The sequence below is a fragment of the Synechococcus sp. BS55D genome, assembly GCF_004332415.1.
GTDB lineage: Bacteria > Cyanobacteriota > Cyanobacteriia > PCC-6307 > Cyanobiaceae > Synechococcus_C.
The window spans coordinates 1-22,673 of sequence record NZ_PHQT01000001.1 but is presented as its reverse complement, the minus strand read 5'-3'; the positions used below and the strand labels follow the sequence as shown (position 1 = coordinate 22,673).

26 protein-coding genes and 1 tRNA gene are annotated in these 22,673 nt (G+C 62.4%); 10 read left to right on the top strand and 17 right to left on the bottom strand.

The annotated features are described in order from the left end of the window. Positions 1–429: a VOC family protein gene (locus CWE16_RS00130; RefSeq protein WP_131592012.1), complete on the top strand. Its 429-nt coding sequence runs from the start codon at positions 1–3 to the stop codon at positions 427–429. On the opposite strand, the gene CWE16_RS00125 is transcribed toward CWE16_RS00130, so the two are convergent. The 5 genes from CWE16_RS00125 to CWE16_RS00105 are packed head-to-tail and all read right to left on the bottom strand — an operon-like array spanning position 402 to position 5,421. Beyond that, positions 402–1,601 (bottom strand): MFS transporter, encoded by a 1,200-nt coding sequence (locus CWE16_RS00125; protein ID WP_131592010.1) that lies wholly within the window; start codon positions 1,599–1,601, stop codon positions 402–404. The genes CWE16_RS00130 and CWE16_RS00125 overlap by 28 nt on opposite strands. Continuing rightward, positions 1,598–2,584 (bottom strand): alpha/beta fold hydrolase, encoded by a 987-nt coding sequence (locus tag CWE16_RS00120; protein ID WP_131592008.1) that lies wholly within the window; start codon positions 2,582–2,584, stop codon positions 1,598–1,600. The genes CWE16_RS00125 and CWE16_RS00120 overlap by 4 nt, the downstream gene beginning before the upstream one ends. A gap of 5 nt (positions 2,585–2,589) precedes the next feature. After that, positions 2,590–3,312: an ATP-binding cassette domain-containing protein gene (locus CWE16_RS00115; RefSeq protein ID WP_131454889.1), complete on the bottom strand. Its 723-nt coding sequence runs from the start codon at positions 3,310–3,312 to the stop codon at positions 2,590–2,592. A gap of 10 nt (positions 3,313–3,322) precedes the next feature. After that, complete coding sequence (gene devC / locus CWE16_RS00110; protein ID WP_236629480.1) at positions 3,323–4,462, bottom strand: ABC transporter permease DevC; 1,140 nt, start codon at positions 4,460–4,462, stop codon at positions 3,323–3,325. Between the two features lie 56 nt (positions 4,463–4,518). Further along, positions 4,519–5,421, bottom strand: a complete 903-nt coding sequence (locus tag CWE16_RS00105; protein WP_131592004.1) for an HlyD family efflux transporter periplasmic adaptor subunit — start codon at positions 5,419–5,421, stop codon at positions 4,519–4,521. 85 nt (positions 5,422–5,506) lie between these two features. On the opposite strand from CWE16_RS00105, the gene CWE16_RS00100 reads away from it, so the two are divergent. Beyond that, entirely contained in the window at positions 5,507–6,025 is a 519-nt protein-coding gene (locus CWE16_RS00100; protein ID WP_131454886.1) for a cyclic nucleotide-binding domain-containing protein, read from the top strand. A 21-nt stretch (positions 6,026–6,046) separates the two neighbouring features. Continuing rightward, the gene (locus tag CWE16_RS12065) at positions 6,047–6,223 is read left to right on the top strand and encodes a hypothetical protein (protein WP_164498737.1); all 177 of its coding nucleotides are present in this window, start codon (positions 6,047–6,049) and stop codon (positions 6,221–6,223) included. 71 nt (positions 6,224–6,294) lie between these two features. On the opposite strand, the gene CWE16_RS00095 is transcribed toward CWE16_RS12065, so the two are convergent. Both CWE16_RS00095 and CWE16_RS00090 read right to left on the bottom strand, forming a co-directional pair. Then, on the bottom strand, positions 6,295–6,732 hold the full coding sequence (locus CWE16_RS00095; protein WP_131592002.1) for an RNA recognition motif domain-containing protein: 438 nt from the start codon (positions 6,730–6,732) through the stop codon (positions 6,295–6,297). A gap of 61 nt (positions 6,733–6,793) precedes the next feature. Next, positions 6,794–8,038: a CCA tRNA nucleotidyltransferase gene (locus tag CWE16_RS00090; RefSeq protein WP_131592000.1), complete on the bottom strand. Its 1,245-nt coding sequence runs from the start codon at positions 8,036–8,038 to the stop codon at positions 6,794–6,796. Here CWE16_RS00090 and CWE16_RS00085 point away from each other — a divergent pair. From CWE16_RS00085 to CWE16_RS00075, 3 genes are read left to right on the top strand one after another with little or no spacing between them, the layout of a single operon-like run. After that, positions 8,037–8,288, top strand: a complete 252-nt coding sequence (locus CWE16_RS00085; protein WP_131591999.1) for a Ycf34 family protein — start codon at positions 8,037–8,039, stop codon at positions 8,286–8,288. The two genes, CWE16_RS00090 and CWE16_RS00085, sit on opposite strands and share 2 nt — an antisense overlap. Then, positions 8,285–8,908, top strand: a complete 624-nt coding sequence (gene tsaB, locus CWE16_RS00080; protein ID WP_131591997.1) for a tRNA (adenosine(37)-N6)-threonylcarbamoyltransferase complex dimerization subunit type 1 TsaB — start codon at positions 8,285–8,287, stop codon at positions 8,906–8,908. The genes CWE16_RS00085 and tsaB overlap by 4 nt, the downstream gene beginning before the upstream one ends. 44 nt (positions 8,909–8,952) lie before the next feature. Next, a complete protein-coding gene (locus tag CWE16_RS00075; RefSeq protein ID WP_131592918.1) occupies positions 8,953–9,510 on the top strand; it encodes a YdcF family protein in 558 nt (185 codons plus the stop codon). Here CWE16_RS00075 and CWE16_RS00070 read toward each other — a convergent pair. Genes CWE16_RS00070 through rpaB form a run of 5 tightly spaced genes read right to left on the bottom strand, consistent with a single transcriptional unit; the run spans position 9,482 to position 14,234 of the window. Beyond that, positions 9,482–10,153 carry a lysophospholipid acyltransferase family protein gene (locus CWE16_RS00070; protein ID WP_131591995.1) on the bottom strand — a complete coding sequence of 224 codons (672 nt, stop codon included), beginning with the start codon at positions 10,151–10,153 and terminating at the stop codon, positions 9,482–9,484. The two genes, CWE16_RS00075 and CWE16_RS00070, sit on opposite strands and share 29 nt — an antisense overlap. Positions 10,154–10,182: 29 nt before the next feature. Beyond that, a complete protein-coding gene (gene fabD / locus CWE16_RS00065; RefSeq protein WP_131591993.1) occupies positions 10,183–11,079 on the bottom strand; it encodes an ACP S-malonyltransferase in 897 nt (298 codons plus the stop codon). A gap of 26 nt (positions 11,080–11,105) precedes the next feature. Further along, positions 11,106–12,134: a beta-ketoacyl-ACP synthase III gene (locus tag CWE16_RS00060; protein ID WP_131591991.1), complete on the bottom strand. Its 1,029-nt coding sequence runs from the start codon at positions 12,132–12,134 to the stop codon at positions 11,106–11,108. Between the two features lie 47 nt (positions 12,135–12,181). After that, positions 12,182–13,507: a phosphate acyltransferase PlsX gene (gene plsX, locus CWE16_RS00055; RefSeq protein ID WP_131591989.1), complete on the bottom strand. Its 1,326-nt coding sequence runs from the start codon at positions 13,505–13,507 to the stop codon at positions 12,182–12,184. Continuing rightward, a complete protein-coding gene (rpaB, locus tag CWE16_RS00050; protein ID WP_131591987.1) occupies positions 13,488–14,234 on the bottom strand; it encodes a response regulator transcription factor RpaB in 747 nt (248 codons plus the stop codon). Before rpaB ends, plsX begins: the two co-directional genes overlap by 20 nt. Before the next feature lie 90 nt (positions 14,235–14,324). Between rpaB and radA the strand changes: the two genes are divergently transcribed. After that, positions 14,325–15,752 (top strand): DNA repair protein RadA, encoded by a 1,428-nt coding sequence (gene radA, locus CWE16_RS00045; RefSeq protein ID WP_131591985.1) that lies wholly within the window; start codon positions 14,325–14,327, stop codon positions 15,750–15,752. Between the two features lie 23 nt (positions 15,753–15,775). Here radA and CWE16_RS00040 read toward each other — a convergent pair whose 3' ends face one another. Beyond that, on the bottom strand, positions 15,776–16,297 hold the full coding sequence (locus CWE16_RS00040; RefSeq protein WP_131454875.1) for a photosystem I assembly protein Ycf3: 522 nt from the start codon (positions 16,295–16,297) through the stop codon (positions 15,776–15,778). A gap of 72 nt (positions 16,298–16,369) precedes the next feature. Here CWE16_RS00040 and CWE16_RS00035 point away from each other — a divergent pair, with 72 nt between their 5' ends. From CWE16_RS00035 to CWE16_RS00025, 3 genes are read left to right on the top strand one after another with little or no spacing between them, the layout of a single operon-like run. Continuing rightward, on the top strand, positions 16,370–18,706 hold the full coding sequence (locus tag CWE16_RS00035) for a heavy metal translocating P-type ATPase (protein ID WP_269088325.1): 2,337 nt from the start codon (positions 16,370–16,372) through the stop codon (positions 18,704–18,706). Next, entirely contained in the window at positions 18,703–19,350 is a 648-nt protein-coding gene (gene tmk / locus CWE16_RS00030; RefSeq protein WP_131591983.1) for a dTMP kinase, read from the top strand. The genes CWE16_RS00035 and tmk overlap by 4 nt, the downstream gene beginning before the upstream one ends. After that, positions 19,350–20,333, top strand: a complete 984-nt coding sequence (locus tag CWE16_RS00025) for a DNA polymerase III subunit delta' (protein WP_131592914.1) — start codon at positions 19,350–19,352, stop codon at positions 20,331–20,333. The genes tmk and CWE16_RS00025 overlap by 1 nt, the downstream gene beginning before the upstream one ends. Positions 20,334–20,338: 5 nt before the next feature. Here the strand turns inward: CWE16_RS00025 and CWE16_RS00020 are convergent, their stop codons facing one another. The 4 genes from CWE16_RS00020 to CWE16_RS00005 all read right to left on the bottom strand — a co-directional run bounded on the left by CWE16_RS00020 (position 20,339) and on the right by CWE16_RS00005 (position 22,465). After that, entirely contained in the window at positions 20,339–21,133 is a 795-nt protein-coding gene (locus CWE16_RS00020) for a response regulator transcription factor (protein ID WP_131454873.1), read from the bottom strand. Between the two features lie 297 nt (positions 21,134–21,430). Next, positions 21,431–21,502: transfer RNA gene (locus tag CWE16_RS00015), tRNA-Asn, on the bottom strand. Between the two features lie 23 nt (positions 21,503–21,525). Then, positions 21,526–22,209 (bottom strand): ABC transporter ATP-binding protein, encoded by a 684-nt coding sequence (locus CWE16_RS00010; protein WP_131591981.1) that lies wholly within the window; start codon positions 22,207–22,209, stop codon positions 21,526–21,528. After that, the gene (locus tag CWE16_RS00005; RefSeq protein ID WP_131454871.1) at positions 22,202–22,465 is read right to left on the bottom strand and encodes a hypothetical protein; all 264 of its coding nucleotides are present in this window, start codon (positions 22,463–22,465) and stop codon (positions 22,202–22,204) included. Before CWE16_RS00005 ends, CWE16_RS00010 begins: the two co-directional genes overlap by 8 nt. Positions 22,466–22,673: the final 208 nt, after the last annotated feature.

The following is a 22,673-nucleotide window of genomic DNA, read 5'->3' as shown; positions in this document are numbered from 1 at the left end:
ATGGCTGACCTGCAGCGACCGTCTCTCCCGATTGAGGCCCTCGATCACGTGGCTCTTACCGTGCGTGATCCAGAGCTTTCCATGGCCTGGTATCAGCGCGTTCTCGGCTTTGCTGAGGCCCGCATGGAAGGCCTCCAGCAGGGACCACCGTTTCTGCTTCGGGTCTCTCCTGGCAACTATCTGAATCTTTTCCCTGCTGACAGTGCTGATCCCTCAGGCGTTCCAGACCACAATTCAATTGCCATGCGCCATGTGGCTTTTCGAGTGAGCTATGGAGCGCTTGCTGAAGTGGAGAGCTATTTGCGCAACCTTGGCGAAGTGGTGACCGGTTTCGACTACGGCCCCCGCTGCCGGGCCCTCTTCATCAGTGATCCTGATGGTCATCAGCTCGAACTCATCGGTTACGCCGATGGGGTGTTCACCGCCTGAATCGGCTGCCGGCGTAGCGGGCTGAGGCCGAGAAGGGCTACTGCAGCGAACACCAGGATGGCCTGAATCTGGAAGCTCAGGGCGTAACCGGTCAGTGCATAGGTTTGGCCTGCAAGCAGCGGTCCTAGCAAGGATGTCAGGCTCACCACGGACTGGGTCAACCCTCCAAGCACACCCTGCTGATCGTCGGGAACGCACTGTGACATCGCTGAACGCAGCCCTGGGGTGCTGAGCCCAACCCCGGAGGCGAACAGCAGCTGGGTCAGGTAGAGCTCACCGCCCCGTTCGATGGCGGAGACCGCCAACATCGCGGCAGCAACCATGGTGAGACCTGCGAGGGAGAGGCGATCGGCGCGAAATTTTTTCAGCAGACGTGGCAGCAGGCCGCCCTGCACCACGGCGGCCACCACGCCGACATACATCAGGATCCAGGAGGCCGGTTGGGGGCCCCAATCGAAGCGATCCTTGGCGGCAAGAACGAAAATGCCTGTGAAAGCACTGAAGCCCAGATAGAAGAGGAAATACACGGAAAGCAGGCGTCGCAGCTCTCCTTGCCCGGGGTTCCACAGCAAAGAACCTTCGGCCTTGGCTGGCACCGCTGCCGCACTCGACTGGGAGGGCCTTGAGTCGGGAAGTCTCAGCCGGATGAGCAGCACATTGAGCATGCAGAACGCCGCAGCGACGGCGAAGGGGAGGCGGGGATCGATGGACCCGAGAGCCCCGCCGATCCCAGGGCCGAAGATGAATCCCAGACCCAGAGCCGCGCCGATTGCACCAAAGTGAATCGTGCGTTGATCAGGATCATCCACGGAGTCAGCTACGACGGCCTGGGCAATCGCAAACACGCCAGAGGAGGCCCCGTTCAGGGCCTGGAACAGCAGCAGAACAACCAGCGACTTGGCGAGGGCTGAACCGAGCAGGGCCAGGGCACTGACTGCCACAGTGATCGTGAGCACCTGCCGACGGCCGTAACGGTCTGAGAGGCGACCGATCAGAGGCGCACCAAGAAATTGCAGGCCGGAATAGGTGGCCGTCACGCTGGTGACCGCCACGGGATTGAAGGTCCCGGTCAGCTGATGCACGAAAAAGGGCACCACCGGAAGCAGCAAGCCAAAGCTGGCGGCATCCACTGCAACCACCAAACAAAGAACGATCAGCGATTGCTTCTTCATGACGCGCTGCCACCACCATTAACTGCAGGTGCCGAGTCATCAGCCGCTGCCGTCAGCATCTTCAGAAGTAAAGGATTGACCTGCTCTGGAGCTTCGTCATGGGGGCAGTGTCCAAGCGACTCCAGCTCTACCAGCTCTTGAACGCAGTCCATCTGGCTCCAACGGCGTGCCTCAGCGACCGGCTCCCAGGGATCCGCCTGTCCCCAGATCAATCGCACTGGAGTGCTGAGCTCCGCCAGAAGCTCCGGTGCTAATCGATCGTTGAAGAGATTGATGAATCCCCGAAACGATTCTGTGGCCCCTGAGGCGTCTGCTCCGGCCTGCAGGCGCTGCACCAACGAGTCGTCGACGTTGGCGCCGCTGGGATAAGCCTGTCGCAGAACGGCCTTGATGACACCAGGGCGGGCCAGGGAGCGAAACAAGGCTGTGGTCAGCCAGCGTTGCTTCACCAGTGTTTTCAGCAGGGGGCGTCCGAAGCGTCGGGTGAGGGGCTGTTCGGCCACCCGCTTGTCGTCGATCGCTCGCTGCGCACAGTCGATCAGCACCACACTGCGGGCTGGATGTCCGTTTTGTTCCAGGCGCCTGGCTGCGGCCAAGGCCACCACCCCCCCGATCGAATTCCCAACCAGGTGCACAGGGGCGTCGATCGTGGCGGCGATGAAGTCACAGATCTGGCTGGCCCAGGTGTCAATGCAGTAGAGGAGAGAGCCTTCGCTAGCTGGCTCGTCCGCCAGTCGGGAGTTCGGTTTCGCGCTCATTCCGAATCCGATCAGATCAATCGCGATCGCCTCGAAGCGTTCGTTCAGCACACCCAAGTTGAAGCGCCAGTGTTCTTTGCAGGCTCCGAAACCGTGGATCAGCAGAACCACGTCCTTGCCGGTGTGCAAACTCGGTGATGCAAAACTGATGTTCTGCGAATTCCAGGTCCATGTGTGGACCCAGGCCTCAGGGAAGCTGGCGGCGGGGAGAGGGGCAGCTTGCATCGCAATCAATGGGTGAGTTTCTGGTTGGCTTCCGCCTCTTCCCAGGGCTGGATGCGCCCATCCTCGATGCCCCAGATCCGATCAGCATCCTTGAGCAGGCGCAGGTCATGGGTGACCAGCAGCACAGCGCTACCTCGGCGTCGGCAGAGGTCTCCGAGAAGCTCCACCACGTCCTGTCCAGATCGGCTGTCGAGGGAGGCGGTCGGTTCGTCTGCCAGCACGAGGTCCGGTTCAGGAGCGAGCGCCCGGGCAATCGCGACGCGTTGACGCTGGCCACCTGAGAGTTCGTCCGGGTAATGGTGGAGGCGTTCGCTGAGGCCCACTGCATCCAGCAGGGCCTCAGCGCGTTGAAGGCGGCGCGCTGGGTCTGGCTCTGCCAGCTGCAGGAGCAACTGCACGTTCTGCAGAACGGTGAGAGACGCCACCAGATTGTGGCTCTGGAAGATGAACCCGATGCGGCGGCGTACTTGCATGAGCTCCCGTTCACTGGCGCCGTGCAGCTGGCGACCGAGCACCTCCAGCGATCCCTCCTCCACCGAGCGAAGGGCTCCGATCAAGGTCAGCAGGGTGCTTTTGCCGCTTCCAGATGGGCCAACAAGCAAGGTGACTTCACCAGAGCGGACTTGGAAATCCAGTCCGTGGAGGATTTGGGTGCGCAGCTCACCGCTGCCATAGCTGTGGCAAAGCGAGCGGGCCACAATCACATCGGTGGATGGGGAGCGAGTCATCGAGGGCCGCTCAGAAGACTGAGGCTGGGTCAGCATCGCGCAGTCTCCGGATGGCAATCGCCGAAGCGGCGGCGCAGACCGAGAGTGTGAGCGTGCCTACCAGCACAGTTTTGTCAGTCGTCATATCAATCCGGATCCCAGAGACGGCTGTCAGGAATGCGTACATACCTGCACTGATGAGGGTGGCGGGGATGAATGCGGAAACCCCAAGCAATAGTGCTTCTTGAATGACGATCACGAGGATGAAACTGTTGGAAAAACCCATCGCTTTCAAGGTTGCATATTCATGGAGGTGATCGCTCACATCGGTGTAGAGAACCTGGTAAACCACCACGCCGCCAACCAAAAGACCCATGATTGTGCCAAAGCCAAAAATGACCCCAAAAGAAGACACGTTGTTCCAGTAATCCCGCTCCTGCTGAATGAGCTGAGGTTTGGTCAGCACCTGGACCTGTGCGCCATACATTCTCTGAAGGTCTTGCTGCACGCGAAGAGAGTCAACCGTGCCATCCAGTCGTATTAAGCCGAGTGAGATCTCGCCGAGGTTGATCTGTCGAAATGCCAACTGGATTGCAGTCGCATCACTGCTGATCAAGTTGCTGTCAGCGGCAAAGGTGGAGCCAAGTCGAAACAGGCCCATGATCCGGAAGGATTTTGTGAAATCGGAGAGGATCAGATCCAGTGGACCATCCTTGTCAAAGGTTTGCGGCACGGGGCCTGTCTTGGCTGGATTCCCCAACGTGTCAAACAAAACGAAATTGGGTGTCTTGAGCAAATCGCTCTGGGCATTGATGGCCGGTACATTGAGCACACGCTCGTCTGGGTCGTAACCGATCACGCGCAAGCTGGTGGGCTTCACGCCGCCAAGTTTCTGGGCGCTGATATTGGCTACATAAAGAGGGATCGTTTTCTCGATTCCTTTGACTCCCAGTGCTTGATAGAGCAGTGACTGGGGAAATTGCTGGAAGTTGCCGCTGTCTACTGTTGCGGGGCTAATCAGCACAAGATCAGTTTCTAGGGCCTCGTAGAAGGTGGTGGCGCTGGTCAGCAGACCTGATTGAAAACCCAGCTGCATGTACATCAGCAGCGCTGCGAAGCCAATTCCGGTGACCGCCACCAAGTAGCGAACCGGCTGACGCTTGAGCTGCAACCAGGCCAGGGGCAGGTCGTTGAGGCTGAGTCGACCCCAGAGGCGATTCCAGCGACTCATGGATCAAAGCGGACGGTGACATTCAGTCCGCTGAGTCGTTCCAGTTCCGTTTGCCGCGCAGGTTCAAGGTCGAGTTTCACCAACACCACGCGAGCATTGACATCGTTGTTGGACGCGATCGCGAAGAGGTCACGGTCGGAGACCTTGCCGATGATGGCGCTGAGCTTGGCGCGCAGGTTGCCTTGGAAGCCGCCGGTCTCTGCCTGGATCGTGGCTCCTTGGCCGATGCGCAGACGGTTGATGTCGGTCTGAAAGACCTGAGCCCAGACCTGCATCGTTTCTGTGCGACCGATCAAAGCAAGGCCTTCGTCGGTGGATTTCATCCCCGGCCAGCTGTAGATCCTGATCAGTCGACCGTCGAGGGGTGAGGTGATCTCGGCGCTTCTGAGTTGACTACGGGCTTGCGAAAGGTCGGCGCTAGCGGCCTGAATGTCAGCACGTTTCTCGAGAATGCTGGCGGTGGTCTTGGCTAGCTCCTCCTCGGAGATGGCGCCCCCAGCAAAGAGTTCTTTTCCCCGGGTCTGGCTGATCTCCAGGAAGGGGAGCAGGGCGCTGGTGGCACTGAGTTTTGATTGGGCACGGGTCACGGCGGCAGCCAGTTCGTCGTAGCTGCTCAGGCGCGCCAGGGTCTGCCCCTTGAGGATTGGATCCCCCTCCCCGACAAACCATCGTTCAACCACTTCGTTGCCACCGGCGGTTCCCGATGGAGGGGAGAGGGGCACGAGCCCACCGTCTGGCATGAGCCGTCCAAGGGCCGTGACCTCACGCTTGAGCGGGCGCTGCACCTCGGGTGCTGGCTTGGGCTTCAGTGCGGTCCAGCCGAGAACTCCCAGTCCCGCAACAAGTGCCGCAAGGGCGATGGGTTTGATGCGACTCTTCGGTCCTGACGGGCTGGGCATACTGAGTGCTGTCAGGACGCAGTCATTGTTGCAGCAGATTAAACGAAGCCGCGATACGATCGCTCCAATCTGTTGATTCAGAGTTGTGGATCGGCTTAGTGCTCAGGAAGGTGACTACGTTTACAGACAGGATGAGCCTGGCGATTCTGTTTATGTGGTCAAGTCAGGACGTGTTGAGCTGACGACGCTCTACCCAGAGACAGGAGAAGGTGTCGATGAGACCCATGGTCCAGGCCACGTGTTTGGTGAAGTGGAGGTCATTGACGGTCGAACGCGGACGTCGAATGCCCGTGCTGCTACTTCTGTGCAGCTGATCAGAATTCCGAAGGAAGAATTGCTTGAAATCCTTTACGTCAAGCCAGAAAAAAGCCTTGTGCTTGGGAAGGGCTCTTACGAGCGTTTGAAAAAACTATTCGACGACTCAACGCTGGATTCTGACCTTGCCCGGCTGCGCGAGGAAATGAGGGAAAGCATTCGCGACGCTGTGGTCGCCCATGAAGGCCGTGTCCTTAAGAGTCATAACGGCATGATGGCGATTGCTGTTCCGATTATTCTTCTGTTTGTATTGGCTGGGGCCTCGTATTGGTTCTTCCACCGCGCCTGATACCACCACTAAGGAAGTGCGATGACTAAAAACGTCTCAGAATCAGAAAAGCAGCAAGCATTCGATCAGTTCCGCTCGGATCTTGATGATGCTGTCGCCGATGGCATCGATGACCATGAATCCAATATGACGAAGATGGGATTCATGTTTCTAGGCATCTTTATTGGCGTGATCGCTATCGCTGCCTTGCTGCCTTGATCGGCTGGTTGCTGTGAGTTGTGGCCCTGAGAGTCCATTGATTTGGACCTCAGGGCAAGATGTCAATCGCCTCAGACGGCCGTTTTTTGATTGGCGAGCAGGTCCTTCAACTTGGACAGTTCACCCGCCCAGCGGGGATCCGGAGCTTCCTCGGCCTTGGCATCGCTGTGGACCACCTTGTTCACCGCTTTGCGGGCCGAACCGGGGGCATGACCCTGGTCGCGGCCACCACGACGACCACCGGCTGCGCCAGCGTTGTTATCACGGCGCTCTGAGCGCTCCACCCGCAGGGCGTTGCCGCCGAATTCCTTGCCGTTGAACTGTTCGATCAGTGCATCGGCGACCTTGTCATCGTTGACATTGGCAAAGCCGAAGCCACGGCAGGCGCCAGTTTCACGGTCAAGCACCGCCTTGAAGCGAATCCCCTCCCCCACGCTGGTGAGCTGGGATTCCAGCTCCTTGGTGTCAAAGTCCTGCGGCAGGTTGCCGACGTAAAGGCGAACGCTCATGAAGGGAGGGAAAAAGCTGAAGATCCGGTCAGTCCGATCGGGCTCATCGTTGCAGGGCCAGTCAACCACAGCGCCCAGAGAGCCAGAGCCGTGCTGCCTCCAGAGCCTCCTCACGGTGATGGAGCCGTCCGAAGGCCCTCTCCTGGCTGAGGTGCTGCAGCAGCTCCCCCAGCCTGGGTCCCTGGGGGATGGAGAGGCTCTCTTGAAGGGTGCGTCCATCCACGGGGGGGCGGGGGTGAAAGAGCGGATCGTCGTCGTTCCGCCAGCGTTGCAGCCATTCCTCTCGCTCAGGGAGCGGAAGCGTCAGGATCAAGGCAGGGAGGTCGTCCTCGAGCGTGCGATGCAGTGTCAGGCGCTCCGCTTCTGGCAGTGAACCGAAGGCTTTCCCGTCATCGCGGTTCAGCCACTGGCGCAGCCTTGCGCAGCGTTGCTGCTGGCGACGGCTGAAGCGCAGAGCTTGCAGGCCTTGGTCGCTCAGGCAGGTCGTCAGCCGTAGAAGGGGTAGGGCCTGGTCTCGTTCCTGGGTGGTTAGGCAGCTCGCTGTGGTCTCCGGATCGGCTCCCGCAAGAACACCTCCGAACCCCGGTGCAGGGAGTTCCTGCCAGGGGGCCAGCAGGTCCAGGGCCTTCAGCTCCTGCAGGGCCAGAGCAGCACCCGGGCTTTCCACGAGACGCGTGAGCTCGGCCTGGATGCGTTCAGGAGCTGCGAGGGGCAACCGATGTCGATGCCGATGCAGCATCACGCGTGTTTCCGCTTCGATCGTCAGGGGCAGCTCTGCAATCAGGCGCAGGGCCCGAAGAAGGCGCAGGGGGTCGGCGATCAGGTTTTGCTCCTGCACGGCCTGAAGCCGCGAGCAGCGAAGGTCGGCGATGCCGTCGGTGGGATCGAGAAGCATCGGTGCATCCCCCAACACCAGTGCGATGGCATTCAGGCGGAAATCGCGGCGCCCGAGGTCCGTTTCCAGGTCATCGCCATCTCGACGGGCCAGATCGAGGGTCCAGCCGCCCAGCACCAGGCGGGCCATGTCCCGCGCTTCATCCAGCACGACACAGGCCCCTCCATAGTCGCGAGCCAGTCGTTGCGTCAGCTTGAGGGCCCCCTCCGGGACCACCAGATCAAGATCCGGCGCTCGACGTTGGCGTCCGATCAGGGCATCTCGGATCGAGCCCCCGACAAGGGCTGAACCCGCAGGGAGATCCTTTGGGGATACAGGCCAGCGTTCTGGGGTGAGTCGGCGCCAAACCTCACGGGCCTGCTGCTCGGGCTCTAGCTCCAGAATGGAGGCCTCAGCGGCGTCGTGAGCCATGTGCATCTGTGTGGATTGCCGCTGGGTGGATCGCTGTCAGGCCTATCACGCGGTGGAACGCCAGCATGGTGTTCCACATCTGACTGCTGCTCCAGATTGGAAGCCGGATGCCCCTCGCATTCATGTGAGTGTTTTGGAACTCGAGGGTGGTGAGGTCGGTGTGGAGTGGGATGTGCGCGCCTGCGACAGTTTTGATGCGGATCCAGGCCGTTGGCAGCGCCTGAGGCCGGGTGCGAAGCTCCCCTCATGACCCGCTGGCTCCTGGCACTGCACAGCTCTACCCCTGCCCTGGGTGTGGCGGTTCTAGATCTCGAGGATCCCCAACACTCCAGGCAGCAGTTGGTTCTCCCCTGTGGACGGGGCCTGACCAATGAGCTGATCGAGGCTGTGCAGCATCTTTTGCCAAGCGATCAGTGGGGTGACATTGCCAGGTTGGCTGTGGCCACAGGCCCTGGTGGCTTCACTGGCACGCGACTCACCGTGGTGATGGCCCGCACCCTGGCCCAGCAGCTGGATTGCGCCCTTGACGGTGTCAGCAGTTTTGCCTTGATGGCACCCCGGCTCGCCGCCGCTGCGCCTTCTCTGGACCCGACCTCTCCGTTCTGGATCGTGCAGACCCTGCCCCGCCGCGGCCGGGTCGCTGGTTGCTATCGCCTCAACCCAGGTCAACTCGGGGCTGAGGAGCTGGAGCCTCCAGCACTCTTGGCTGATGAGCTGCAACCAACTCCGGCCCTCGTGATGGAGGAGCAGGTGGAAGCGGACGTGGGGCATCTGCTCGATCTCTGCCACCACGCCCATGGTCTGCAACGTCCCGCTGCCTGGAGCACGGTCCTGCCTGTTTATCCCACGTCACCGGTGGGGGTGGTCTGACGGTGAACGGTCGTCGTGGGGTCACGCTTCTGCTCGCGGCACTGATGGGTGCCGCCGCCGCCTGGCCACTGCGGCCTTTCCGGCAGGCCTGGTTCACCCGCACTCCCCCCCAGCGAATCCTTGTGCTGGGAGGAGATGTCGATCGTGAGAGGGCGGGCTTGCAGCTCGCCAGGAGGTTGCAGCTGCCCCTGCTCGTGAGCGGCGGTAGTAATCCGGAGTATGCCCATTGGCTCATGCACCGGGAGGGACTCTCGGAGGGGCGTGTACGCCTCGACTATCGGGCGGAAGACACTCTCGGCAATTTCACGTCGCTGGTGGATGAGTTGAAGCGAGAGGGGGTGCAGCATCTCCTTTTGGTCACAAGTGAGGACCATTTGCCTCGGGCCATGGCCGTGGGTGCCCTGGTGGCGGGTAGCCGGGGCATTCGTCTCACGGGAGTGCCGGTGGCCTGCTCTCCCCACTGTCAGCAGGAGGGCTTCAGCAAAACGTTTGGGGATGGTCTCAGAGCCCTGGCCTGGGTGCTCACGGGACAAGACCTCAAGCCCTGGGCCCGTGATCATCTCGGGCGGCTGCTCAGCAACCCTGATCAAGGAGTGCGTTGATCCGGCGCTGCAGCTCGAGGGTGGTGGCCTCCAGATCCGGTTTGCGCCGGCTGGCCGGTGCGGGGATCGGAGCTCCGATGCGCAGCACGATCGGGACCGGCCTGAAGCGGTTCTGTCCAGGGCCCAGGGCCCTGTGACTGTTGATGATGGCGACGGGTAGCAAGGGGGCGCCGCTGCGGGCCGCCAGCAAGGCCGCCCCTGGCATCGGCTGGTTGACTCGGCCGTCTCGCTGGCGTGTGCCATCGAGGAACACGCCTGTGGCCCATCCCTCGTCGAGGCGAGCCGTGGCAGTGCGGATCGCTTCGCGGTCACTGGCACCTCGTTTGACGGGGTAGGCGCCACAGGCTCGAATGATGGTTCCCAGCAGCGGAATCGCAAAGAGCTCCGCCTTGGCCATGAAGGCCACGGGGCGTCCAAGCGCGTGCCCGAGCAGAGGGGGGTCGAGATGGGAGCCATGGTTGGCGACCACCACAACGGGACCCTGCATCGGAACGTGATGGTTCCCCTCCGTGCGTCCGCGGAACAAGCCCCGGAAGACGGGAAACACCAGAAGATTGCTCACCAATCTGTAGGTGAGGCTGGGCTTGGGGCTCAGCAGCACCGGGAGGGCGCCAGCGTCAGAAGGGGTGAGAGAGGAGGTCAAGGTTTTGAATCCTGGTGCTGGATCTGCGCTCAGAGTCCAAGGTCAGCGGCGCTGGCCAGCTGGCTGATGCTGATGCCCTCCATGGAGCGCTTCGCCAGACCACCCAGAACATTGCCTGGTCCGATCTCCACGATGGTGTCAACGCCGGCTGACACCATCGCGTCCATCGTTTCTCGCCAACGAACCCCATGGGTCATCTGGTTCCGGAGGCGCTGCTTCAGGACGGCTGCATCACAACTGGGGCTTGGGTCGGTGTTGCTCAAGACCGGGAAGCGCGCATCCTCAAAAGCGATGGCATCGAGATGGGTGGCGAAGGCTTCGGCGGCCTCGGCCATGAACGGGGAGTGGAAGGCTCCTGAAACCGGCAGCGGAATCGCCCGTTTGCAGGTGAGATGTTCGCTGACGCTTTTCACAGCATCGGGCGTCCCTGAGATCACGACCTGGGCAGCGCTGTTGTCATTGGCAATGACCACGGCCTCATGGGCTGCCACCAGTTCGTCCAGCTGACTGCGATCGAAGCCGATCACGGCCGTCATTGCGCCACCACCTGCTGCGGCCATCAGGGTGGAGCGGCGTTGCATCAGCTCCAGGCCGGTCGCGGCATCAAAGACGTCTGCGGCATAGAGCGCTACCAGTTCTCCGAGGCTATGGCCGGCCACCAGCGCCGGTTCCCGACCCTGCCGCCGCAGCTCATCGATGAGCAGCGTCTCCACGACAAAGAGAGCTGGCTGGGTGTTGCGAGTGTCATTCAGGTCGCTTGGATCACCGGCAATGTCTGTGTCCCCCTGGCAGATGGCCAGCAGATTCCTGCCCAGGATCTTTTCGGCCAGCGCGAAACGTTCCTCCGCTCCGGGAAGAGCGAGCACCGGATCGGCCATGCCTAGTTTCTGAGACCCTTGACCAGGAAACACCCAGGCGATCGACATCACTCGCGAGCAGCAGTGCGGCGAGCCTACGAGGGGCCTTGCCAGTGGAACAGCGCAGCCCCCCAGCTGAGACCGGCTCCGAATCCGCTGCTTGCAATGCGGTGGCCAGGCTGTATTCGGCCGTCACGGACGGCCTCATCCAGCATCAGTGGGATCGTGGCGGCGGAGGTGTTGCCGTAGTGGGCCAGGTTGCTGAGCACCTTCGCGTGGGGAAGGTTGAAACGATCGGCAACGGCATCGAGGATCCGCTGGTTGGCCTGGTGAAGGAGCAGCCAGTCGAGGGACTCTGGAGCGGTGTCAGTCGCCTCGAGGAGCTGCTTGAGGATGGCTGGCACTTCGCGGACCGCGAATTTGTAGACCTCCTGGCCGTTCATGCTGATCGGCTGATACCCACCGACCTGGTGCGACGCGCTGTCCACCAGCGTCTGACGCTCGTTGTGCTGGGCGAGATTCAGGCAATTTCCCCTGGCACCATCGCTGCGAAGCGCGAAACCCACCAGTCCATCCCGGTCGGCGCTCGTGGCCTCAAGCGCGACCGCACCGGCCCCGTCTCCAAATAAAACGCAGGTGCGCCGGTCGTCCCAGTCGACCCAGCGGCTGAGCTGGTCAGCGCCGATGACCAGGACCCTGCGCATGGCACCTGTGCGCAGAAATTGTGCAGCCGTGACCAAGGCGAACAGAAAGCCGCTGCAGGCAGCTGTGAGATCGAAGGCAACAGCGTTGCGGGCTCCGAGCAGGGCCTGCACCTTCGGTGCTGTGCCGAACAGGTCATCGGGGGTGGATGTGGCCAGCAGCACCAGGTCGAGGCTGTCGGCGTCCCATCCCGCCATCGAGAGGGCCTGCGTGCCGGCCTGATGGCTCAGGTCAGCAAGGCTCTGATCGGGGCCGCAAATGCAGCGGTTGCCAATCCCAGTGCGGGTGCGAATCCATTCGTCGCTGGTGTCAACCCGTTGGCCCAGCTGGGAGTTGCTGATCTGTTGGGTGCCACGGGCACTGCCGCTGGCCACCAGGGCCACGCCACCGGTTGCACCGGAGAGTGGAGGTGATCCAGTCAAGACGGTCGGCCGCAGATTCGGCGTCAGTCAACCACAGTCCAGGTGTTTCAGGCCTCGACCATGGCCTGACTCTCGCCCAGTGCGTTCAGATCGTCCATGACGCCGTGACTGGCCGCCGAGTGCGCGAGGCGTAGGGCGCTGAGCACTGAGAGGGCACGGCTGCTGCCATGACCGATGACACAGATGCCATTGACCCCAAGGAGCAGGGCGCCCCCGTGCTCGGCATGGTCGAGTCGTTTCTTGATGCGCCTGAGGTTGCTGCGCAGGAAGGCTGACCCCACCTTGCCCCGGCGTCCTCGCGGCAGCTCGGCTCGCAAGACATCCAAAAGCACGCTGCCGACCGATTCCAGGAACTTGAGCAGCACGTTGCCCGTAAAGCCATCGCAGACCACCACATCAAAGTCTCCGGACAGCACATCGCGGCCTTCGCAGTTGCCGGCGAAGTTGAGGCGGGTTTCCTTGCTCAGCAGTTCATGGGTGCGCAGGGAGAGCTCGTTTCCCTTGCACTCCTCTTCGCCGATGTTCAGAAGTCCAATGCGAGGGCTGCTCACTTGCAGTACATCGCGGCTGTAAATGTTGCCCAAGAGGGCGAATTGATGCAGATAGGCAGGCTTGCAATCCATGTTCGCCCCCACATCCAGCACCAGCACCGGCTGGCCGGGATCCTTGGTGGGGAACAGGGCTCCGATCGCGGGTCGGTCGATGCCGGAGAGGCGACCCAGTCTGAAGATCGCGGAGGCCATCACCGCGCCTGAATTTCCTGCCGAGTACACGGCTAGGGCCTCACCTTTTTTCACCAGATCCATGGCCACGTTGATGCTGGCGTCGCGTTTACGACGCACGGCCGTGGCCTCGTCATCCATGCCGATGGAGGCTCCGCTGGGCACCAGTTCGAGCGTGCCTGCCGCGATGGCCCTCTCCAGGGCGCTGCTGAGCTCCATGGCTGCAGCAGCTTGCAGCACCCGATCGGTTTCTCCGACGAAACGAATGCGGAGGGGCAGCCGCTCGATCGCCTCGAGGCATCCTTCGAGGATCGGGCCTGGAGCGTGGTCACCACCCATGCCGTCAACGGCCACCCAGAGCCGATCGCGGTCGTCAATCGTGTGATCGGAACCCTCACCACCACCTTGCAGCCGGCGCAGAGGATCGAAGACCAAAGGCTGCAGCATGCTGCCGGCCATGGATCCAACGGATCCAGCCACATTGCCCGCGGCGGTACCGGCGGCGCTGGCCGAGGTGGTAGCGGTGTCCACGAGACTGGTCACCGCTGCGTTGCGTCGATACCAGATCACGAGCCGACGAACGGCACGAGAACGGCGTGGTTTGGTCCGGGGCGACGGGGTCGCGGCGGAGTCAGGGTCCTTCGGAGGCAACGGAATCGACGATGCGCTGGAACAGATAGCCGGTTCCCCGGGCCGTAAGGATCAGCTCGGGATTTGCCGGATCGTCTTCCAGTTTGGAGCGAAGCCGGGAGATATGAACATCCACCACCCGAGTATCGACATGTCGCTCAGGGGTGTAGCCCCACACGTCCTTGAGAATTTCTCCTCGGCTGAAGGGTTCGCCGGAGCGACTCACCAGGAGCTCCAGAAGGCTGAATTCCATCCCCGTGAGGCGGATCCGCTCATCAGCGCGAAACACCTGTCGCTTGTTGGTGTCGATGCGCAGATCAGCCACCTGAATGACGCCGGAGTTGGGGATGCCGGCCACCTGGTCCTTGTCAACCCGGCGCAGAACGCAGCGGATCCGAGCCTCCAGTTCCTTGGGGCTGAACGGCTTGACCACGTAGTCGTCAGCACCGAGCTCAAGGCCTGTGATCCGGTCGGCCACATCTCCCAGGGCCGTGAGCATCACGATCGGAACGTCGGATTCCTTGCGCAGCTCCTGGCAGACGCCATAGCCATCCAGCTTCGGCATCATCACGTCGAGTACCACCAGATCTGGCTCGCAATTGCGGAAGCACTCCAGTGCCTCGTTGCCATCGCAGGCCGTTACGACGTTGTAGCCGATCATTGAGAGGCGGGTCTCGAGGATCCGCCGGATGCTTGCCTCGTCATCGACTACGAGGATGGTTTCCTTCCCAGAACCGGTGGCAGTCATAAGGCCATCAGCCTTTACAAGATTTCGTCACACATAAGTGGATGAGGGTGCCCATCATTCACTCAGCGCCAAGTTTCTTCATCATTCGACGTGCCTAGGCCGGTTTCCCTCTTCGTTTGCCAGAGCTGTGGCGCCCAGACTCGTCAGTTCTTTGGCCGTTGCAACAGCTGCGGCAGCTGGAATTCGTTGGTCGAGCAGGCGTCCCCCCGGGAGGATGGTCGACGTCGTCGGGCCGGTGCCGATCCGTCCACCGTTCCGTCGGCCCGCCGCTCTAAAGCGATTGCAGAGCTGGGCGATCAACCGCTTCAGCGCCTCGCTAGCGGTTATGGGGAGCTGGACCGCGTGCTTGGCGGGGGGCTTGTGCCGGGATCGTTGGTGCTGGTGGGTGGAGATCCCGGCATTGGCAAAAGCACCCTGCTGCTTCAGAGCGCGGCCTGGATGGCGGCTCAGCGCTCGGTGCTTTATGTCAGTGCCGAGGAGTCTGCGGCTCAAGTGAGGTTGCGCTGGCAGCGCCTTCAGGAGGCATCAAGCCAGGAGGGAGAAAGTCGGGACAAGAGTGCTGAGCTTCAGCTGCTCGCGGAGACGGACCTGGAACTGGTGCTGGAGGAGCTGGAGGCTCTGCGGCCGGAGGTGGCGATCATTGACAGCATCCAGGCCCTCCATGACGCTGACCTGTCCAGCGCCCCTGGGTCGGTGGCCCAGGTGCGGGAGTGCGCCGCTGCCCTGCAACGGCTTGCCAAACGCCAGAACACTGCGCTGTTGCTGGTGGGTCACGTCACCAAGGAAGGGGTGCTTGCTGGTCCCAAGGTGCTTGAGCACTTGGTGGACGCCGTGCTCACCTTTGAAGGGGATCGTTTTGCGAGCCATCGCTTGCTGCGGGCCGTGAAGAATCGCTTCGGGGCCACCCATGAACTTGGTGTCTTCGAGATGCGTGGCCAGGGCCTGGCGGAGGTGGGCAATCCCAGCGCTCTATTTTTGAGTGGGGATCAAGCCAGTGGTGTGTCCACGATCGTGGCCTGTGAAGGCACGCGCCCGCTCGTGGTCGATTTGCAGGCCCTCGTGAGCACGACCAGCTATTCGAGTCCAAGGCGGACCGCCACGGGCATTGCCGTGAATCGACTGCATCAGATCCTGGCGGTTCTTGAGAAGCACATGGGCCTGCCTCTCTCGCGCTACGACTGCTATCTCGCTGTGGCAGGCGGGCTCGAGGTGGAAGAGCCGGCGGCGGATCTGGGGGTGGCTGCAGCGGTGGTCGCCAGCTATCGCGATTTAACCCTGCCGGACGGCACTGTGCTGCTGGGCGAGCTGGGGTTGGGAGGGCAATTGCGACCCGTGAGCCAGCTGGAACTACGCCTCCAAGAAGCGGTCCGCCTTGGATTCCGCCGGGCTGTTGTGCCAAGGGGCAGTGGCCTCGGGCGCTTGGCCTCAGCGCTTGATCTGGAGCTGCTCGAGGCAGCACGGATCACCGAGGCCCTCGTCATGGCCCTCGGTGTCGATCCGGCAGACGATCGGGCTTGAACGTGAACGCCTGAGGAACTGGATCAGAAATACACGTCGACGTTGCTTCGGCCACTCGATTTCAGCCAGTTTTCGATGTCGAGATAGCCACCGGGATTGAGGCGAACCGCCTGGGTCCATACGTCCGCGGCGCGGTCAAACCAGCCATCGGCTTCATCGCGCCGGCCCTCTTCCTCCGCCATGCGTCCACGTTTTTCGTAGATCAACCCCATGTTCTTGAGGCAGGAGGGTTGTTTGGGGTTTTCATCCAGAGCCTTCTGGTAGGTCTCCAGCGCCCGATCCTCCTCGCCGTTGCTCATGTAGATGATCGCCATGTTCTTGAGGGTTTCCCCCCGGTCGATCGGGTTCTCCTCAAGCTTCAGACTCTCCTCGTAGTTCTCCAGAGCTTCGGCGTAATCCCCATCGTTTTGAGCGGAAAGCCCATCGCGGTAATACACGTAGGCCTCTTTGGCCCGAGCATTGATCGGCAACAGCTTCACGATCAGATCAGCCATGACCGTGAAACTCTTGTCGATGAAGTTGTCGTTGCGGTTGCTGCGGGGCACGGCGGGCAGGAAAGTGTCACCATCCTGACCGGAATCGGTCCTGCCTAGCCTGCAACGAAGCCAAGAGTCGCCGTGAATCCGTCCCGCCCTTCTGCTGTGACGACTGCGCTGGTCCTGGACGTGGAGGGCATGAAATGCGGTGGCTGTGTGCGAGCTGTGGAGCGCACCCTGCTTGACCAGCCCGCCGTGGAGGAGGCCAGTGTCAACCTGGTGACCCGCAGTGCCTGGGTGCGCCTCAGGGAGGATGAAGGGGGGCTCGAGTCGGTGCTGGCCGCCCTGGAGACCCGTGGTTTTCCGGCGCGCTCCCGATCTCAGACCCTTCCAGGCCCTGCGGAGCAGGACCCTGAACGGACTTGGGGTTGGTGGCGCCAGTGGCGCCAGCTGATGGTGGCGTTGATTTTGTTGCTGCTGTCAGTGCTGGGGCATCTGGCCGAGGGCGGACAGTTGCCCTTGCCCCTGCTCGGTGCCCTGCCTTTTCATGCCGCACTAGCCACGGTGGCTGTGTTCGGTCCCGGACGCTCGATCCTTGTGAGCGGTTGGGCTGCTGCCCGTGCCGGCGCCCCCAGCATGGACACGCTGGTGGGTCTTGGGGTGGGCAGTGCCTATCTCGCCAGTGCCGTGGCACTGGTTTGGCCTCAGGTTGGCTGGCCCTGTTTCTTTAACGAGCCGGTGATGCTCCTGGGATTCGTCTTGTTGGGACGCTTCCTCGAGGAGAGAGCACGCCTGCGGACCGGACGGGCTCTGAGGCAACTGGCGGCTCTGCAGCCCGCAGGGGCCCGCCTGCTGATGGAGGACGGTGCCGTTCGGGAGGTTCCCGTTGCTGCCCTGCGTCCGGGTGAGCGGGTGCAGCTGCTCGCGGGGGATCGCATCCCTGTCGATGGTGTCGTGCTGGAGGGTCACTCGGCCGTGGATGTCTCCAGCCTCACCGGTGAGCCTCTGCCCCTTGAGGCGACCCCTGGTTGTGAGCTCGCTTCCGGATGCCTCAACCTGGAGGCCACGTTGGTGCTGGAGGTCCGTCGGGTTGGCGCCGAAACGGCCCTCGCTCGGATCATTGCGCTGGTGGAACAGGCACAGGCGCGCAAAGCCCCGATCCAGGGTCTGGCGGATCGGGTGGCGGGCTGGTTCTGCTACGGCGTTGTCGCCCTGGCTCTTCTGACCTTTCTGTTCTGGTGGCAGCTGGGAACACGCCTCTGGCCCCAGGTGCTCGCCATGCCGATGGCCTTGATGACCGAGGCCAGTGCTGTGCATAGTCATGGCGCCCATGCACCCCTGGGGGCGGGCGCTGAAACGGCCTTGGGTCTGGCGCTTCAGCTCACCATCGCCGTGCTTGTCGTCGCTTGCCCCTGCGCCCTCGGTCTCGCCACCCCCACGGTGATCACCGTCTCCTCAGGCTTGGCCGCGCGGCAGGGCTGGCTGTTTCGGGGAGGGGATGTGATCGAGCTCGCGGCCTCTCTCCAGCAGCTGGTGTTTGACAAGACCGGCACGCTCACCCTCGGCCGCCCGTTGGTGGCATCGGTGCTCGCCTGTGAGGATCCATCCCGGACGCTCCAGCTCGCCGCAAGCCTTGAGCAGTCCAGCCGTCATCCTCTCGCCCATGCCCTGCTCCAGGAGGCCCAGCGTCGTCAGCTGCCCTTACTGTCGGCGAACTCCAGTCGCACCATCTCCGGTGCGGGGGTCTTGGGGGAACTCGAAGGGGTCAGTGGTGTGCTGCGGGTGGGTGCGCCGGAATGGCTGCAGGCTGAAGGGGTTGGCTGGTCGGAGCGGATGCAGGGGGCTCTGGATCAGGCGATGCAGGCGGGCCAGTCGGTGGTCGCGGTGGCTCTGGATCAAGAACCCCTGGGCTTGGTTGGGATCGATGATCGGCCCCGCCAGGATGCGCTGCTCGCCCTGGGGCGCCTGCGGGATCAGGGGCTCAAGCTGGCGATGCTCAGCGGCGATCGCCGCGGAGCGGTGGAACGGCTTGGGCATCAGCTTGGCTTCCAATCCGATCAGCTCGGTTGGCAGCTGCTGCCTGAGCAGAAACTGCAGCACCTTGAGCAGCTGCGTGCCCAGGGGGCGGTGGCGATGGTCGGCGATGGCATCAATGACGCCCCGGCGCTGGCTGCGGCAGATCTGGGCATTGCCATTGGTACGGGAACTCAGATCGCTCAGGACACGGCTGATCTCGTGCTGCTGGGTGATCGGCTCGAAGCGATTCCCGAGGCACTGGCTTTGGCGCGTCGCACCATGACCAAAATCCGTCAGAACCTGGGCTGGGCCTTTGGTTACAACCTGATCGTGTTGCCCGTGGCCGCTGGGGTCTTGCTGCCGGGTTTCGGCATCCTGCTCTCTCCCCCCCTCGCGGCTCTGCTGATGGCCTTGAGTTCGATCACTGTGGTGCTGAATGCCCTAAGCCTTCGTTTGCCATGACCAGCACCCCTGGGCGACTGCTTGTGCTCGAGGGCATCGATGGATGCGGCAAAACGACCCAGTGGCAGCACCTTGCCGCCTGGCTTCCCACCAGTGGACTGATGCCCCCTAGTGCCCAGCTTGTGCAGACCCGGGAGCCAGGGGGAACAGCCTTGGGGCGAGCCCTGCGCGAACTGTTGTTGCATCCGCCGGAGGTGTGTGAGCCACAGCCGCTGGCCGAACTGCTTCTTTATGCCGCTGATCGGGCTCAGCATGTGGCCGAGTGCATCCAACCGGCGTTGGATCGGGGCGACTGGGTGCTCAGCGATCGATTCACCGGCTCAACCCTGGCTTATCAGGGGTATGGCAGGCAGTTGGATCAGGACCTGATCCGTCAGCTGGCCACCATCGCCACCGGTGGGCTGACCGCCGATCTCACCCTCTGGTTGTCACTGCCGGTAGCGATCAGCTTGCAGCGCCGTGGCGAGCGTCAGGACGATCGCATCGAGGCCGCTGGAGGCGCTTTTTTGGAACGGGTGGCCGCCGGATTTGCTGCTGAGGCGGTCGCGCAGGGATGGGTCACGATCGATGCCAGCCAACCTGCAGCTCAGGTCAGCCTTGATTTGGAATCGACCCTCCGCGATCAGGCGAGGGCTTGGCTCTGATGGTCGCGCTCCAGCAGTCGCCATCGCTATTCAGCGACCTGGTGGGGCAGCCCTTAGCCGTGGCCCTGCTCCAGGCCGCTCTCGACCGTGATCGCGTGGCTCCGGCTTATCTCTTTAGTGGACCGGAAGGGGTCGGCCGGAAACTGGCGGCTCTGCGTTTTTTAGAGGGGGTCCTGGCTGGTGGCCGGAGCGATCAGCGCCAGCGTCGTCGGCTGGAAGCCCGCAATCATCCCGATCTGCTCTGGGTTGAGCCGACCTACTCCCACCAGGGTCGTTTGGTTCCCCGTTCCGAGGCGGAAGAGGCGGGTGTGAGTCGGCGCACGCCGCCCCAGTTACGCCTGGAGCAGATTCGTGCGGTCAGTCGCTTTCTGGCCCGCCAGCCTCTGGAAGCCCGTCGCGGGCTGGTGGTGATCGAGGAGCCGGAGGCCATGGCGGAGTCGGCGGCGAATGCTCTGCTCAAAACCCTGGAGGAACCGGGGCATGGACTGCTCATCCTGCTGTCGTCGGCTCCCGAGCGCCTCTTGAGCACGATCCGCTCCCGTTGCCAGCAGATCCGTTTCATCCGTCTGGGCAGTGACGACATGCGAACGGTCTTGCAAGGGCTGGAAGGGGATAGGCCGGATCGGGGCAGCGCTGCGATGCAGGAACCAGATCTGTTGGCGCTCGCAGCAGGATCACCTGGAGCCTTACTTCAGCATGAGAGCCAATGGCAGGCCCTGCCTGAAGAACTGCGTAACCGCTTGGCGCAGCCTCCTCAAACTCCAGCGGAAGCCCTCGCCCTCGCCCGGGATCTCAGCGAGTCGTTGAGTGGAGAGCAGCAACTGTGGCTGTTGAGCTGGTGGGAGCAACATCGCTGGCGCCAGCAGCACTGCGAAAGGGAGCTGCAGCGGTTGCAGCGACTGCGCCAGCATCTGCTCGCTTTTGTGCAACCCCGGTTGGCCTGGGAGGTGGCGCTGTTGGATCTTTTGGTGGACGAGGCCTGAAGCGATCAGGCGCTGGCGCGTTTGGACTGATCGAGTTGGTCGCGCTCTTGCCGCGCCTGGGAGAGCACGTCGCCGAGGTCGTCGAGCTGGGCCCCAGTCGGTAGTTCGAGGCAGTAACCAGCGCCGTAGACGGTTTTGATGAAGCGGGGCTTGCGGGGATCGGGTTCGAGTTTCGTGCGCAGGTGACGCACGTGCACCCGGATCGTCTCGATGTCGTCATCGGGCTCGTAGCCCCAGACTTCTTTGAGAATCAGCGAGGGGGCCACGGTTTGGCCATGGCGCTGAAGCAGGCAGTGCAGAAGCTCGAATTCGAGGTGGGTGAGACGCACCGGAGTGTCGAACCAAATCGCTTCGAAACGTTCCGGCACCAAGGTGAGCGGACCGTAACTAAGAATCTCTTGATGGGATCCGGTGCCCACGGGTGCCCGGTCGCTTCGACGCAGCAGCGCTTTGATTCGCACCTGCAGTTCTTCGAGGTCAAAGGGCTTGGTCAGGTAGTCGTCTGCACCGGAATTGAAACCGCTGACCTTGTCCTTGGTGCCGCCTAGGGCGGTGAGCATCAGGATCGGGATGCCAGCTGTGCGCTCATCTCGGCGCAGCCTTTGGCAGAGGGTAAGGCCATCCACCTTCGGCAGCATCAGATCCAGGAGGATCAGGTCGGGGGTGTACTGCAGGGCGAGGGCCTGGCCTTTGATGCCGTCCTCGGCGCGTTGCACGTCAAAGCCGCTGTGCTCCAGGTGGCCACCCACCAGCTCGCGCATGTCCCTGTCGTCTTCGATCAGCAGGATGCAGGGCTTCATCGGTACGCAGGCGAAGGGAATAGCAGGAGTTGAAACAATCTCTGTACGGATTCTCCCAAGATTTGTAGGGGGTTGCAGGCCCTGTCGTTGAACCTCCCTATCGGTGTGAAATGGCTAGATATCCAGTGCGGTCAAGGTTTTTTCGCGGTTGCCTGGGCGACAATCCCCTTCCCTCTTCAGGAAGTCTTCCAAATTGCACGGCGTTTGTAACGGGATTTTCCGGTTTGAGAGGAAAATCGGCCGCGGCGGCGGCCATAAAAAAACCGCAGCGTGAAACTGCGGTTTTGTGAATTGAAGCTCCCCGGGCGGGATTCGAACCTGCGACCAATCGATTAACAGTCGACCGCTCTACCGCTGAGCTACCGAGGAATGGGACCCGAAGAACCTACCTCTCAGCCCCGCCGGCCGGCAAGAGGTTGAAGTTTGCGGCGTAGTTGCGGCCCCGGGCACCAGGCTCCGATTCGGCCTTTCTCCATCCGTGCGGCGCCATCGGCGTGGTCCAGTTCGTCGAGGCGATGCGTCACCCAGAGGGCGGTCAGGGGGTTGGTGGAGCGATGGCACAGCTGCTGCACAGTCGCCAACACCGTTTGCTGGCTGGCCGGATCCAGGAGGGCCGTGGGCTCATCAAGCAGCAAAAGGCTGGCTTCGCTGGCCAGGGCACCCGCGATCGCTAGCCGTTGCTTCTGGCCGCCGCTGAGGGTGTGGATCGGCCTCGAGGCCATCCCGGCCAGCCCGACTTGCTCGAGCACTTGGTTGACGCGCTGCTGGCGCTGCTCAGGGGCAAGGGCCTCGGGGAGGCTGAGGCGCAGTTCGCTGCCGCAGCTGGGAAGTAACAGCTGATGGTCTGGATTCTGGAAAACCAGGGCCGGGCGCAGCCGGTTGACCAGCGTGCCCTGCTGGGGATGGATGAGGCCTGCAATCAGTCGGAACAGCGTGCTCTTGCCGCTGCCATTGCTGCCCACAAGCATCCAAAGGCCTGAGCCTGGCAGGTTGAGATTGCAGTGATCCAGAGCCTTGCTACCGCAGGGCCAGCCGAAACTGACCCTCTCCAGTCTCAGCCCTCCGGGCTCAGCCATCAAAGGCGAAGCCTGGACGCTTGCTGCCACCGGTGGCAGCAGCCTTCTCGTAGATCTGCACCGCCAGGACGTCGCTGATCAGCACGCTGATGCGCTTGCCTTCCACTTTCTCGCAGGTCAGTTCGAGCATTCTCGGTTGCCCCTGCTCCAGGCTTTGTCGGATCTGTTGATAGAGGGTTTCGGCGTCGCCGTGCTCCTTGCGCTGCACCGAGACCGGCATCGGGCTCATTCGGAGGGCCAGTTCAACGACGTACACGGCGGCAGAAACTTAGTGATCGCATTCTTGCGAATCAGGCGCTCGTCCGGACGCGTGGGCATTTCTACTCATCTGTGAACGACGTCCTCTGGGTTCGGCCCACAAAAACCGCTGCGCCCCCTAGGCTCGCTTCGTAAAGCTTCATGAAGCTCTCCTCATGACGATCGCTGTAGGACGCGCGCCACAGCGGGGATGGTTCGACGTCCTC